Consider the following 13,801-nt stretch of genomic DNA (forward strand, 5'->3'; position numbering starts at 1 on the left):
GGAGAGAACACCGCAATGTCAGTAATTGGCCGAATTCATTCCTTTGAATCCTGCGGTACCGTGGATGGTCCCGGTATTCGTTTTATCACCTTTTTCCAGGGCTGCCTGATGCGCTGCCTGTATTGCCACAACCGTGATACATGGGACACACACGGCGGTAAAGAGATTACTGTTGAAGAGCTGATGAAGGAAGTAGTGACCTATCGCCACTTTATGAACGCTTCTGGCGGTGGTGTCACGGCTTCAGGTGGCGAAGCTATTCTGCAAGCAGAATTTGTACGTGACTGGTTCCGCGCCTGCCGCAAAGAAGGCATTCATACGTGTCTCGATACCAACGGTTTTGTCCGCCGCTACGATCCAGTGATTGATGAGTTACTGGAAGTGACCGATTTGGTCATGCTGGATTTGAAACAAATGAATGACGAGATTCACCAGAATCTGGTCGGCGTGTCGAATCATCGTACACTTGAGTTTGCACGCTACCTTTCTGATAAAAATATCAACGTCTGGATTCGATACGTCGTCGTTCCTGGCTGGTCAGACGATGATGATTCTGCGCATCGTCTCGGCGAGTTCACGCGTGATATGGGCAACGTAGAAAAAATTGAATTGTTGCCGTACCACGAGTTGGGCAAGCACAAATGGGTAGCAATGGGCGAAGAGTACAAACTTGATGGTGTGCATCCGCCGAAGAAAGAGACTATGGAACGCGTAAAAGGCATTCTGGAACAATATGGTCACAAAGTGATGTACTAAAAAAAGCCCCTCCAAGAGGGGCTTTTTATTTATCAGGCATGAGCGACGGGTGTGGTGTGGTGCCCTGCTTTGCGAAGGAGCATCAGTAAATAAACAAATGCCACACCGGCAATCATGACAAACAATAAGCTGTCTGAGAAACTTTGCATCAACATCGATGTAAACGTAGGCCCGAGCAGGCTGCCTACGGTGTAGCTGAGCAGCAGTGCCTGGTTCATCGCGACCAATTGGTGATGTTCAACTTTCTCGCAGGCCCACGCCATCGCCACCGGGTAGAGTGTAAAACCAGCAGCACCCAGAACAAATAAAGTCGGCCCCATGGCTGCGTGGCTCAGCATGGCCATACAACCCAGAATCACAATAAACACCTGAACACGTAGCACTAAGAGGCGGCCAAATCTATCGGCCAGACGGCCAACCGGCCACTGCCCAACAATTCCCGCACTGACCATCACCGCCATCCAGAATCCAATTCCGGCATCACTGACACCCTGATGGTTTAAATACAGTGGCATTAATCCATACAGGGAACCGAGAACAATCCCTGAAATTATGCAACCGTTCACTCCCAGGCGCGCATGCCGCAGACGCAGCATAGGCCATACTTGTGTCGCCTCCTGGTTTTCACTGCGATCGTTCACAATACGAGTGAACAGCAATGGGAGAATGGCGGTCAAAGTTAATGCGGTGGCCCAAGGCAAAACACTGGCTAAATCCGTCGGCATTTTGCTAATCATCAATTGGCCAAGTACTGTGCCAACGTAATAAACCATCATGTATGCTGCCAGCAGTCGCCCACGATTCCGCGACGTACCACTGCACATCAGTGCGCTCTCGACGACCACCCAGATCATCGCGCAACCAATACCCGCGATGAATCGCCACATCATCCAGCTCCAGAACCCGGTCATTAATCCCAGTCCTGCGCAGCCCGCCGCGAAGATCAACGATGCAAGATAGTAACTACGGTTGAACCCCTGGCGCTTAATCAGCCACCCGGTCATCAGTGTCCCCACCAGATTTCCAGTAAAGTACGAAGATCCCACCATCCCGACTTGCCAGGTTGGAAGATTTTCGTGAGCTAACCAAAGTGGAACCAGCGTGTTTAGCACCGCAATCGCCAGGGTCAACAGCATCAGACCGCAGAGCAAAAGCATTACTGGCTTTGTATAGGTGGACATGTAAAAAACCGAGAGGAAGAGAATAAATTTGTGCGCATCATGCCACTGGAAAAATGATTGTCAATCCAGCGCTGACGGGGCCTGCCACAATTTATCGGGTGTCGATTTGAAAAACTAATCTAACGGGTAATCGGAACACGTGACGTCGATGCTATCTCTCTGTTTTTGATGAGATCAGAGATTGCGAACCGAAGCGGAATGGATGAAATATTTCATGGAGAATTGGATGATATTTTCTTATGCGAAGCTAAAAAATGCGCCCGAAGGCGCATTTCATTTTGATGGTTTGTTAGCTAGCAATCGCCATGCCGACGGTCATATGCAGGCCGTAGAACACACCACGCCCAATCAGTTCACCAGCAATAACCAACACAAAAGCCAGGGCCAGCACTGCTGGACTCGCCTGTCTACCTCTGAGCTGTGGAACAATCCAACACACTAGAGCGGCAGCCAACGCCAGCAGTCGCCACGACATTAATGCGCCATATTGCGGCACCAATGCTGACGCCTGCGCAATAGAGCTTTGAATCGTTGCTAACTCCATGCCTTGCAGCATGACAACTATGCAACTTACCAGCACCGCCAGCAGCGAAATTGCTGGAAGAATACGCATCCCCCAGCCCGTTACGCCCGCAATACGCAGCAATAAATAACCAAGAAGCGGGCCACCAATAAACATCGTCAGGAAGAAAGTGAGCGGTGTATAAACGCTATACCACGTTGGCACGGTATCAATCAGGTAAACCTTGCACATCATCCAGACGAAAAATACGCCCAGAATCATGGTCAGCACCATCCAGATCTTTCCCAACGCCTGAGGCATTTTGCCCAGAACGGTAACCAGCCACCAGAAACCGCCGACAGCGAAGAATACCGAACCACTGGCAATTTCATTACTCAACGCTGAATCACCAATGCGATTGAGTGAGTTGAACGCGCGCAGCGGGGAGCCTAAGTGCAAAACTGAGGCCATAAAGCCAATGCCCATGAGTACCCACAGTACAATCATTGCCCAATGGACTCTTTTTTGCTGTGCGCGTTCTGAAATGCCCGTCATTAATGCCAGTGCCATGACGATAAAACCACCCGCGACACACTGCCCCAAAACTGTAAAGACCATTAACGGCCATTCATGCCATCCGTTTCCCATCTCACACCTCCTTTGGGTTTGCCAGATAGCCGGTTTTATCCCCACAAGGACGGCTGTTGGCGTTGGGTTTAATGACAATATTTGGCTTCGTGAAATGTGCTGATGGTAGAGGAGCAATCGCTGCTTGCTCGCCATACTTTTCACGCAGTTCCGCTATTGGCGCCATATCCAGAGCACGCAATGGGCAAGATTCCACACAAATTGGTTTCTTACCTTCTGCAATGCGCGAATAACAGCCATCACATTTCGTCATGTGTCCTTTTTCTGCGTTGTACTGTGGTGCACCATATGGGCAAGCCATATGGCAATAGCGGCAGCCGATGCACACGTCTTCGTTTACCACCACAAAACCGTCTTCACGTTTATGCATCGCACCGCTTGGGCAAACCTTGGTACAGGCAGGGTCTTCACAATGGTTACAAGCAATCGACAAGTAGTAGGCAAACACATTTTGCTGCCAGACGCCGTTGTCTTCTTGCCAGTCACCGCCAGCATATTCATAGATGCGGCGGAAGCTGACATCCGGCCCTAAGTTTTTGTAGTCTTTACAAGCCAGCTCGCAGGTCTTACACCCTGTGCAGCGGCTGGAATCGATATAAAATCCGTATTGAGTTGTCATCAGCTATTCCTTACGCCTTCTCGACCTGGACGAGGTTACTGTGGGATGGGTTACCTTTCGCCAGAGGCGACGGACGTTGGGTGGTTAACACGTTAATGCAGCCAGCGTGATCCACTTTGTTGGCATCCGGGCTGTACCATGCCCCTTCCCCCATCGCGACAACACCAGGAATAATGCGCGGCGTGACTTTAGCGTTGATATTGACTTCGCCACGTCCGTTGAAAACGCGCACTATATCGCCGTTATTAATCCCACGATGCTGTGCATCGATTGGGTTGATCCACATTTCCTGACGACAAGCAGCCTTAAGTACTTCCACGTTGCCGTAAGTTGAGTGCGTACGCGCTTTGTAATGGAAACCGGTCATCTGCAATGGCCATTTCTCTGCGAGCGGATCGCCATAGTTTTCAAAGCCGGCGCTGTATACCGGCAGAGGATCGATAACATCCCCTTCGTTGAGTTGCCACGTCGCGGCAATCTCTGCCAATTGCTCAGAATAGATTTCAATTTTCCCGGACGGCGTCGTCAGCGGGTTAGCCGCGGGATCTTCACGGAAGGCTTTATACGCCACGTGATGCCCTTCTGGATCGCGCTGCTTGAAGATGCCTTGCTTGCGGAACTCATCGAAGCTTGGTAATTCTGGAATCGCTTCCTGAGATTGTTGATACAAGTGACGCATCCAGCCTTCTTGTGTGCGGCCTTCAGTAAACTTATCCTCAACGCCCATACGTTTTGCCAGTTCACTGGTCATCTCATAGATAGTTTTGCATTCGAAGCGCGGTTTGATCGCCTGATCGGCAAAAATTACATACGACATGTTGCCGCACGACGCATCGAGACAGAAGTCCATCTGTTCAGAGGCGGTGCAATCTGGCAGCAGAATATCTGCGTATTTAGCGGAAGACGTCATGTGGTTATCGATGACCACAATCATTTCGCATTTCTTGTCGTCTTGCAGAATATCGTGGGTACGATTAATTTCTGAATGCTGGTTAATCAGACAGTTACTGGCGTAGTTCCAGACCATTTTGATCGGTACATCAAGTTTATCTTTGCCACGCACACCATCACGAGTTGCCGTCATTTCCGGGCCACGCTCGATGGCATCAGTCCACAGGAACATAGAAATGCTGGTCTGTACTGGGTTTTCTAGCGTCGGCATACGAACGAACGGTAAATCGTAAGAGCCTTCGCGTGCGCCGCTGTTACCGCCGTGAATACCCACGTTACCCGTCAGGATCGACAGCATCGCGATCGCGCGAGAAACCAACTCACCGTTTGAGTGACGCTGCGGCCCCCAACCCTGGCTGATAAAGGCTGGTTTTGCTGTAGCGATTTCACGGGCCAGTTGTGTGATGCGTTCCGCAGGAATACTGGTGATTTTCGCTGCCCATTGCGGCGTTTTCGCCACGCCGTCCGCACCATTGCCAAGAATATAGGCTTTATAGTGACCGTTAGCAGGCGCAGTTTTTGGCAGCGTTTTTTCGTCGTAACCGACGCAATATTTGTCGAGGAAAGGCTGATCAACGAGGTTTTCTGTAATCATGACCCACGCTAATGCAGAGATAAGTGCGGTGTCAGTCCCAGGACGAATCGGAATCCATTCATCTTCACGCCCTGCCCCCGTATCGGTATAACGCGGGTCAATGATAATCATACGAGCGTTAGATTTTTCGCGCGCTTGCTCAAGGTAGTACGTCACCCCGCCGCCACTCATACGTGTTTCGCCAGGGTTATTGCCAAACAACACCACAAGCTTGCTATTTTCAATGTCTGAAGGGCTGTTACCATCCGCCCAACCACCGTAGGTGTAATTCAGGCCAGCGGCAATCTGAGCGGTTGAATAGTCACCATAGTGGTTCAGATAACCCCCGCAACAGTTCATGAGACGGGCGATCAATGTTGAACCCGGTGGCCAAGAACGAGTCATCGTGCCACCCAGTGTACCGGTGCCGTAGTTCAGATAGATTGCTTCGTTGCCATGCTCTTTGATGATGTCTTTCATGCTATTAGCGATGGTATCGAAGGCTTCGTCCCAGCTGATACGCTCAAACTTACCTTCGCCACGCGCACCAACACGCTTCATTGGATATTTCAGGCGATCGGCATTGTAGACACGGCGACGCATCGAACGACCACGTAAACAAGCACGAACCTGATGCAGTCCTTCGTAATCATCGTTACCGGTATTGTCTGTCTCAACGTATTTGATTTCACCGTCCACAACATGCATGCGCAGTGGGCAACGGCTACCACAGTTGACGGTACAGGCACTCCAGATAACTTTTTCGGGTGTGTTGACAGCTTCAGTCACGTTTTGCGCTAGAGCCAGGCGGCTAAAGGGAAGTGTTAATGCACCACTCGCAGCAGCAAGCCCACCAATAGCCGTGGTTTTCACCAGCTTACGGCGGCTCACTTGGGCGGTCAGAACCGCATTAGAAGTTTTCTCTTTCATAGGACCCACTTGTTTCGTGCTCACATTTAAACAAGCCGGCAATGGTTATTCAGGTAGTTACGGCCTGCGTTTCCGTTGCTCAGCCAAAAAGAGAAAGGAGTGTCATAATCTTTGCCAGTATCACGACTGACGACCCGGTTAAGTCATTTAACCTCTGGCCACCAAATGATAAGAATACTGAATGAGTTGTTGTAGTAATCATCACTCGCTTTCTGGAGCTGATAATACTCATTTGGGGGTATTTGGTATTGTTTGGTGTCAATAAAGTCAGATTGACTCTGGGAATGAGAATATTTACGGCAAAAAAAAGCGCCCGTAGGCGCTTTATAGAATTAAATCGAACTAACACATTAGCCGATGTACTCAAGCCCTTTCATGTAAGGACGCAATACTTCAGGCACTTCGATACGACCGTCTGCTTGTTGGTAGTTTTCCAGCACCGCAACCAGAGTACGGCCTACAGCCAAACCAGAACCGTTGAGTGTATGTACCAGACGGGTTTTCTTATCTGATTTACTGCGGCAACGAGCTTGCATACGACGAGCCTGGAAATCCCCACAGTTAGAGCAAGAGGAGATTTCACGGTAAGTGTCCTGCGCTGGCAGCCACACTTCCAGATCGTAAGTTTTTACCGCACCAAAACCCATATCACCGGAACACAGCAGTACTTTACGGTACGGCAGATTCAGCAATTGCAGTACTTTCTCAGCATGGCCAGTCAATTCTTCCAGAGCATCCATGGAATTCTCAGGAGCGACTATCTGAACCATTTCGACTTTATCAAACTGGTGCATACGAATCAGACCACGGGTATCACGGCCATAAGAACCCGCTTCAGAACGGAAGCATGGGGTATGAGCCGTCATTTTCAGTGGCAGAGATTCATCATCCAGGATTTCGTCACGCACCAGGTTGGTCAACGGAACTTCAGCGGTAGGGATCAACGCATAGTTGCTGGCACCGGCTTCTTCTTCCAGTGGGCGCGTATGGAACAGATCCCCTGCAAATTTAGGCAACTGCCCTGTACCGTACAACGTGTCGTGGTTCACCAGATACGGAACATAGTTTTCAATGTAACCATGTTGTTCGGTGTGCAGATCAAGCATGAACTGGCTCAGAGCACGATGCATACGAGCGATTTGCCCTTGCATCACAACAAAGCGAGAACCGGTCAGTTTAACTGCGGAGGCAAAATCCAGGCCTTTAGCCATTTCGCCCAGCGTCACGTGGTCACGCACTTCAAAATCGAATTTACGCGGCTCACCCCAACGGCTGACTTCAACGTTTTCGCTGTCGTCTTTACCCATCGGTACGCAATCGTCCGGAATGTTCGGCAGGGTCAGCGAGATGTCGCGGATTTCTGCCAGCAGGGCGTCAAGCTCGGTTTTCGCTGCATCCAGGTCTTCGCCCAGCTGGTTAACCTGCAGACGCAGTGGCTCGATGTCTTCCCCGCGCGCTTTCGCCTGGCCTATGGATTTCGATCGCGAGTTACGTTCAGCCTGCAGATTTTCAGTTTTGACCTGCAATACTTTACGACGCTCTTCTAAAGAGCGCAGCGTTTCTACATCCAGCTTAAAGCCTCGGCGTGCCAGTTTTTCAGCGACTGCGTCTGGCTCTGTACGCAGCAGATTGGGATCGAGCATGCTTATCCTGTGCTTATCGAATTAATGGAGGGGATACGGTCACAGCCTGCAACCGCATTGATATTCTTGCTAACCTTACCGCAACGTCTGCATTAGCGGTAGCGTTTTGTCGGGCTATTTTGATCCTGTTCAGCAAGCCAGGCGAGCTTTTCACCAATCTTGCCCTCAAGACCTCTGTTTGTGGGTTGATAATAGCGTGTTTGTGCCATTTCCTGCGGGAAGTAGACCTCACCGGATGCGTAAGCGTTGGGTTCATCATGAGCATAGCGATACTCCTGACCATACCCCATTTCTTTCATCAGCTTAGTTGGCGCATTGCGTAAATGGACGGGAACATCGTAATCGGGGCGCTCGCGGGCATCGGCCATTGCCGCTTTAAAAGCCGTATAGACCGCATTACTTTTTGGAGCACACGCAAGATAAACGATAGCCTGAGCAATCGCGCGCTCACCTTCCGCAGGGCCCACGCGCGTAAAACAATCCCACGCCGCAAGAGCGACCTGCATACCACGCGGATCGGCATTTCCCACATCTTCGGATGCAATAGCCAGCAAACGGCGGGCAACATACAACGGATCACCACCAGCCGTGATAATGCGTGCATACCAATACAGTGCAGCATCAGGGGATGAGCCACGCACCGATTTATGCAATGCTGATATCAAATCGTAGAAACGGTCGCCTTTATTATCAAAGCGCGCGCTGCGTTCACCTGCAATTTCTGTCAGCAAAGCAATATGCAACTCGCGATGACCACTGGTATTGGTTTCGGCCATATCAGCCATCATTTCCAGCGTATTCAGAGCACGACGGGCATCGCCATTAACCAGTTCCGCTATCGCACGGCGAGTCTCGTTTGGCAGGACAATATTCTGCCCGCCATAACCACGTGCAGCATCACTCATCGCCTGGTCGAGGACTTTTTCGATATCTTCCGTGGTAAGCGATTTGAGCAAGTAAACGCGTGCGCGTGATAGCAGCGCCGAGTTTAGCTCGAAAGAGGGATTTTCGGTGGTGGCACCGATAAACGTAATGGTGCCGTCTTCAATATGAGGTAAAAAAGCGTCTTGTTGGCTTTTGTTGAAACGATGGACTTCATCGACAAACAGAATAGTGCGACGCCCTGCGTTGCGATTCTGACGTGCGCGCTCTATGGCTTCGCGGATCTCTTTGACACCGGAAGTTACCGCTGAGATACGTTCAACATCCGCGTCAGCATAGTGCGCAATCACTTCCGCCAGCGTGGTTTTACCCGTCCCCGGAGGCCCCCATAAAATCATCGAATGGAGATGTCCCGCTTCGATAGCCTTAGGAAGCGGTTTGCCTGGGGCGAGCAGATGTTGTTGACCGATATACTGCGCGAGGTTCTCCGGCCGCATACGCGCGGCCAGAGGCTGGAAGGTATTCTCAGAAAAATCGAGCGACAGATTGCTCACTCATACCTCTACTTACGTTGATCGTCCACCGTCACGCCTTTAGGCGGGGTAAACGTAAACTTGCTCATGTCCACAGCACCATTTTGCTGGGTTTTCAGCGCATAGCTGCTGCGTTGATCGTCTTGCTCGATGGCACTGAACTGATGAATAGTCCCGTCGCGCCCAACATTAATGGTGAACTGTTTAAGGTTACCTGCGCTGGTTTTTGGCGTCAGTATGAAGTCATCACCGCTTTGTTTGATGTTGTACTGCTGCCAGTCGCTGCTTTGGTTACGCGCAATCAACATAAACGGCGTATTGCCAGTCGCATCTTTCAACCATGTTGCGCTAACTTGTTCAACAAACGGGTTATAGAACCACAGCGTTTTACCATCAGAAACCAGAATACTTTCATCAGGCTGAGTCATATGCCAGTTAAACAGGTTAGGACGCTTAACCCACAAATCACCCTGACCTTCTTGCACAGCGGCACCACTACCGTCCGTCACTTTCTGGGTAAAGCTGGCGTGGAAGCTGCTGACTTTATCTAAACGGTCTTTCAAGTCACCAGCGGCATCAGCCCAGGCAGCGGTTGCGGTCAAAGCAGTCAACAAAGCACAAGTAATAGCGATTTTTTTCATTATGATCCCTTAAAATTCATGCGCCACAAAGCGACTGCGCTGTGGCATTTCTGTTGCCCACTTTAGTCGAGTGCTATTCATGAGCAACAGAAGAAAAAGCTGATTTTCCGGTAATTTACCCTTCTTTGCACAAGAGCCGCAACAGCGACTCTTGCACACAAGGTTACTCGAATGGCGGTGGAGCCAGCACTTCGCGGTTACCATTATGCCCTTGCGGGCTCACGATCCCCTGCGCTTCCATTTGTTCAACAATTCGAGCGGCTCGGTTGTAGCCGATACGGAACTGGCGCTGAACACCGGAAATAGAGGCTTTACGTTTTTCGACCACAAAAGCAACGGCCTGATCAAATAACGGATCAAGTTCTTCATCTCCGTCAAGACCACCACCAGCCCCTCCTTCACTCTCGTTATCCGAGGTAATTCCGGTGATATATTGTGGGCGACCACGCGCTTTCCAGTCCTGAACCACAGCATGGACTTCCTGGTCACGGACAAACGCACCGTGAACACGCACAGGCAGCGTCGAGTTTGGCCCGGAATAAAGCATGTCCCCCATCCCCAGCAGTGACTCAGCGCCACCCTGATCAAGAATGGTGCGGGAGTCGATTTTACTCGATACGGTAAACGCAACGCGCGTCGGGATGTTGGCCTTAATCAGGCCGGTAATCACATCAACTGATGGGCGCTGAGTGGCCAGTACAAGGTGAATACCCGCAGCACGCGCTTTTTGCGCCAGACGCGCAATCAACTCTTCCACTTTCTTGCCAACCGTCATCATCAGGTCAGCAAACTCGTCCACCAATACAACGATATACGGCAATTTCTCAAGCATTGGATGAGAGACTTCCATGCTGTCACCCGGTTTCCAGAATGGATCTGGAATTGGACGCCCCATGCGCTCTGCTTCCAGCACACGTTCGTTGTAGCCCGCCAGATTTCGCACGCCTAACGCTGACATCAGTTTGTAGCGACGTTCCATTTCGTTAACGCTCCAACGCAAGGCGTTTGCGGCGTCTTTCATATCTGTAACGACTTCGGTCAACAGATGCGGAATACCTTCGTACACTGACAGCTCAAGCATTTTCGGGTCGATCATGATAAAGCGGACTTCTTCCGGTGTCGCTTTATACAGCATGCTGAGGATCATGGCGTTGACACCAACCGACTTACCGGAGCCCGTTGTACCGGCAACCAGCAAGTGCGGCATTTTCGCCAGATCGGCAATCACCGGCTCACCACCGATATCTTTACCCAGCACCACCGTTAACGGTGAAGCACTGTCACGGAACTTGGCGCAATCCAGCACTTCACGGAGGTATACGGTCTGACGTTTTTTGTTCGGCAATTCCAGACCAACATAGGGTTTACCCGGAATAACCTCGACCACACGCACCGCTACCGTCGACAAAGAACGCGCAAGGTCACGAGACAAGTTGGAGATACGCGCGGCTTTCACGCCTGGCGCTAAGTCAAGCTCAAAGCGAGTGATGACGGGGCCAGGAGAGTAGTCTACAACGTCCGCTTTAATACGGTAATCCGCAAGGCGAGCCTCCACCAGACGCGCCATTTGCTCCAAAGCAAAGGTGTCCACGGGCTCAACTTCTGCTGGCGGAGACGTCAGCAAATCCAGCGACGGTAAAGGCGTGGTAGGACGCTGCAACGGACGATCATCACCATTTCGCATCAGGAATGGATGGATCAGGCTTTCCTGCATTTGCGGCGCTGTAACTGGTGTACTGGACTGTGGCGGCGTCCTTTGCGGCTGTGCAGTTTGCCAGCTTTGCTCAGGCTTAATCGGCGCGGGTTCTTCAACCGGGCTCGGCGTAAACAAGGGTTCGCCAGGCCCATCGTTAACGAGCGTTTTCATTGGCGAGAAATCAAAATCATCCAGCGAGAACGGCACATTATTTGGCTGTTGCTGATTAGATTGTGATCCCGACGCTGTGTAACGCTGCTGCTGTTGTGCCGCAAATTGGCGTGCTAATTCAGCCTGCTCAGCCTCATCTTCATCTTGCTGCGAAACGTCGTCTTCATACTCTTCGCCATAACGTTGCTGTTGTTGAGCAGCAAACTGACGAGCAAGCTCATGCTGCTGAACATCTTCGGCGTCGTCAGCATACTCATCTTCTATATCCGCACCATTCTGACGACGAGCTTCCTCTTCAGCCATACGCTGAGAAGGCAACTTAATCCCGTAGGAAGCAAGTTCACGGCGAGTCGGCACCCGCACACGATTTGGGCGTGGAAGCTGCGGGCCAATCCCCTCTTTGGTCTGAGGACGTGGCGCATCACTGGCAATACTAAACACGGGACTAAAGGCAGATGTTGCTGCCACGACTTTTGCCGCGTCTTTTACATCCTGTGGAATGCTAGCACCAGGTGCTGGCACCACGGATGTCGTATCGAATACACCTTGCGGCATTGATGGTGTTTCAATCCGCGGCGCGGAAGTCGACGCAGTCGTTTGAGTAAATGCAGGGCTTTGATCATAGCCATAGGGATCAGGTTTTGGCTCGTTAACCGGCTGATACCAGGCCGCTAGTTGCTCCCGTTCACGTGCACGTCGCTCTTCGACCTCTTCGAAATGGTAGATCGGTGGGCGAACTGCCGGTTTTACTTCTTCAACCGCTTCAGGCTGAGGTGTTGGCTCGACGGGAGCAGGCTCATAGTAAGCAGGTGCAGGCGGCGCTTGTTCAACGACCGGTTCTGACCAATGGTTTGTCACCTGCTGCGGGATGTATTGCTCAGCCTCACGCGGTGCGTGGAAACTTTCAGGCGCAGGCGCAATCACGGGGTCAGGCGTCACGGTGGTAGGCGCAGGTTCCCAGGCAATAGCAGGCGTATGTTCTACTTCTGGAGCAGGGGCTGTAACGGGAGGCACCGTTGCCATTGGCATAACCGGAGCGGCATAGTCTGGATTATTTGCCATCGCCGTGGCCGCTGTAGCGGCTACTGGTGCGACAATAGACTGCCCGTGTAAAAGCGGATCGTATTCTTCGCTTTCCGGCAAAGTGGCTTTATGACCAGAAAACAATACGTCATCTTCTGGTGGCGTCGCTTTGTTGTTTGAGAACAAAACGTCATCTTCGTCGTCATCCATACGCTTACCAGAAAACAGCGCTGAGTCTGTTTTACGTGCGTTGGGATTGGCAAATTTTTCGGAGATGCGCTGCTTACGGGCTAACGCGCCACGTAAAATGCGCGCACGACGAGACTCGCTTTTTTCTGCTTCTGGCGCGTGCTCTTCGTCATGTTTTTCATCTTCGTAGTCGTAATCATCATCCTGCCAGGTGTTATCACGACGAGTACGGTTGCTGGCAAAAGTGAGCACGCTCAAGGTCGCGCCACCAATTTTTTCAGCAATACTCACCCACGACCAGCCGGTAAACAGGGTCAAACCTGCTGCCCATACGCACAACAACGCGATTGTACCGCCGCTGCTGTTAAGCAGAGGCATCATGGCCGTGCTCAGCAGACTGCCGATAACGCCACCCGAGGCGAAATACCAGATGTCATCTGCGTTAATTGCCGCAAGTCCGCAAGCCGTCAGCACCATTGCCAGTACGCCAATAAGACGTAAAGAAACGGCGAAATAATCGACAAACTCTTCGCTATCCCGATTGCGGAACGTGAACCAACACGCACCGATAATAATCACCGGAATGGTGTAGGCCATTACGCCAAAGATGAAAAATAACGTGTCGGCCAACCACGCACCAGGCATCCCTCCCAAATTATGGATAGGTTCGTGCCATGCGGTTTGTGACCAACTGGGATCTGAAGGATTAAAACTAAGCAACGCCGCCATCAAATAGACGGCAAAAATGGCAACAAGAAGCAGTAACGCCTCTAATGCCCGACGCCCGCTGCTGAGTTTCCTCAATGTAACTTCTTTTTCTTCGGTGTATTCCTGGCTCAAGTAAGACTCTCCAGGTCCTTAA

Annotated in this window: 9 protein-coding genes; 1 reads left to right on the forward strand and 8 read right to left on the reverse strand. The window is 51.2% G+C overall.

Annotation, left to right across the window (positions count from 1 at the left end; translation table 11 throughout):
* Nucleotides 1-15 precede the first annotated feature (15 nt).
* Entirely contained in the window at nt 16-756 is a 741-nt protein-coding gene (pflA, locus tag RHD99_RS16540) for a pyruvate formate lyase 1-activating protein (RefSeq protein ID WP_139878233.1), read from the forward strand.
* A 32-nt stretch (nt 757-788) separates the two neighbouring features.
* Here pflA and RHD99_RS16545 read toward each other — a convergent pair whose 3' ends face one another.
* The 8 genes from RHD99_RS16545 to RHD99_RS16580 form a co-directional block, all read right to left on the reverse strand.
* Complete coding sequence (locus RHD99_RS16545) at nt 789-1,937, reverse strand: MFS transporter (RefSeq protein ID WP_309875290.1); 1,149 nt, start codon at nt 1,935-1,937, stop codon at nt 789-791.
* A gap of 289 nt (nt 1,938-2,226) precedes the next feature.
* Nucleotides 2,227-3,087, reverse strand: a complete 861-nt coding sequence (locus RHD99_RS16550; RefSeq protein ID WP_309875292.1) for a dimethyl sulfoxide reductase anchor subunit family protein — start codon at nt 3,085-3,087, stop codon at nt 2,227-2,229.
* A 1-nt stretch (nt 3,088) separates the two neighbouring features.
* Nucleotides 3,089-3,706 (reverse strand): DMSO/selenate family reductase complex B subunit, encoded by a 618-nt coding sequence (locus RHD99_RS16555; protein ID WP_034494312.1) that lies wholly within the window; start codon nt 3,704-3,706, stop codon nt 3,089-3,091.
* Between the two features lie 10 nt (nt 3,707-3,716).
* Nucleotides 3,717-6,161, reverse strand: a complete 2,445-nt coding sequence (dmsA, locus tag RHD99_RS16560) for a dimethylsulfoxide reductase subunit A (RefSeq protein ID WP_309875296.1) — start codon at nt 6,159-6,161, stop codon at nt 3,717-3,719.
* A 350-nt stretch (nt 6,162-6,511) separates the two neighbouring features.
* On the reverse strand, nt 6,512-7,804 hold the full coding sequence (serS, locus tag RHD99_RS16565) for a serine--tRNA ligase (protein WP_309875298.1): 1,293 nt from the start codon (nt 7,802-7,804) through the stop codon (nt 6,512-6,514).
* 92 nt (nt 7,805-7,896) lie between these two features.
* Nucleotides 7,897-9,240, reverse strand: coding sequence for a replication-associated recombination protein A (locus RHD99_RS16570; RefSeq protein WP_309875300.1), 1,344 nt, complete (start codon nt 9,238-9,240; stop codon nt 7,897-7,899).
* A gap of 8 nt (nt 9,241-9,248) precedes the next feature.
* Nucleotides 9,249-9,860 (reverse strand): outer membrane lipoprotein periplasmic chaperone LolA, encoded by a 612-nt coding sequence (lolA, locus tag RHD99_RS16575; RefSeq protein ID WP_183270889.1) that lies wholly within the window; start codon nt 9,858-9,860, stop codon nt 9,249-9,251.
* Between the two features lie 163 nt (nt 9,861-10,023).
* Complete coding sequence (locus RHD99_RS16580) at nt 10,024-13,779, reverse strand: DNA translocase FtsK 4TM domain-containing protein (protein WP_309875303.1); 3,756 nt, start codon at nt 13,777-13,779, stop codon at nt 10,024-10,026.
* Between the last annotated feature and the right edge of the window lie 22 nt (nt 13,780-13,801).

The sequence above is a fragment of the Buttiauxella selenatireducens genome (genome assembly GCF_031432975.1).
GTDB classification, from domain to species: domain Bacteria; phylum Pseudomonadota; class Gammaproteobacteria; order Enterobacterales; family Enterobacteriaceae; genus Buttiauxella; species Buttiauxella selenatireducens.

Coding starts and splice junctions, on each gene's coding strand:
- pflA (WP_139878233.1), top strand. CDS start 16: ATGTCAGTAATTGGCCGAATTCATTCCTTTGAATCCTGCGGTACCGTG.
- RHD99_RS16545 (WP_309875290.1), bottom strand. CDS start 1,937: ATGTCCACCTATACAAAGCCAGTAATGCTTTTGCTCTGCGGTCTGATG.
- RHD99_RS16550 (WP_309875292.1), bottom strand. CDS start 3,087: ATGGGAAACGGATGGCATGAATGGCCGTTAATGGTCTTTACAGTTTTG.
- RHD99_RS16555 (WP_034494312.1), bottom strand. CDS start 3,706: ATGACAACTCAATACGGATTTTATATCGATTCCAGCCGCTGCACAGGG.
- dmsA (WP_309875296.1), bottom strand. CDS start 6,161: ATGAAAGAGAAAACTTCTAATGCGGTTCTGACCGCCCAAGTGAGCCGC.
- serS (WP_309875298.1), bottom strand. CDS start 7,804: ATGCTCGATCCCAATCTGCTGCGTACAGAGCCAGACGCAGTCGCTGAA.
- lolA (WP_183270889.1), bottom strand. CDS start 9,860: ATGAAAAAAATCGCTATTACTTGTGCTTTGTTGACTGCTTTGACCGCA.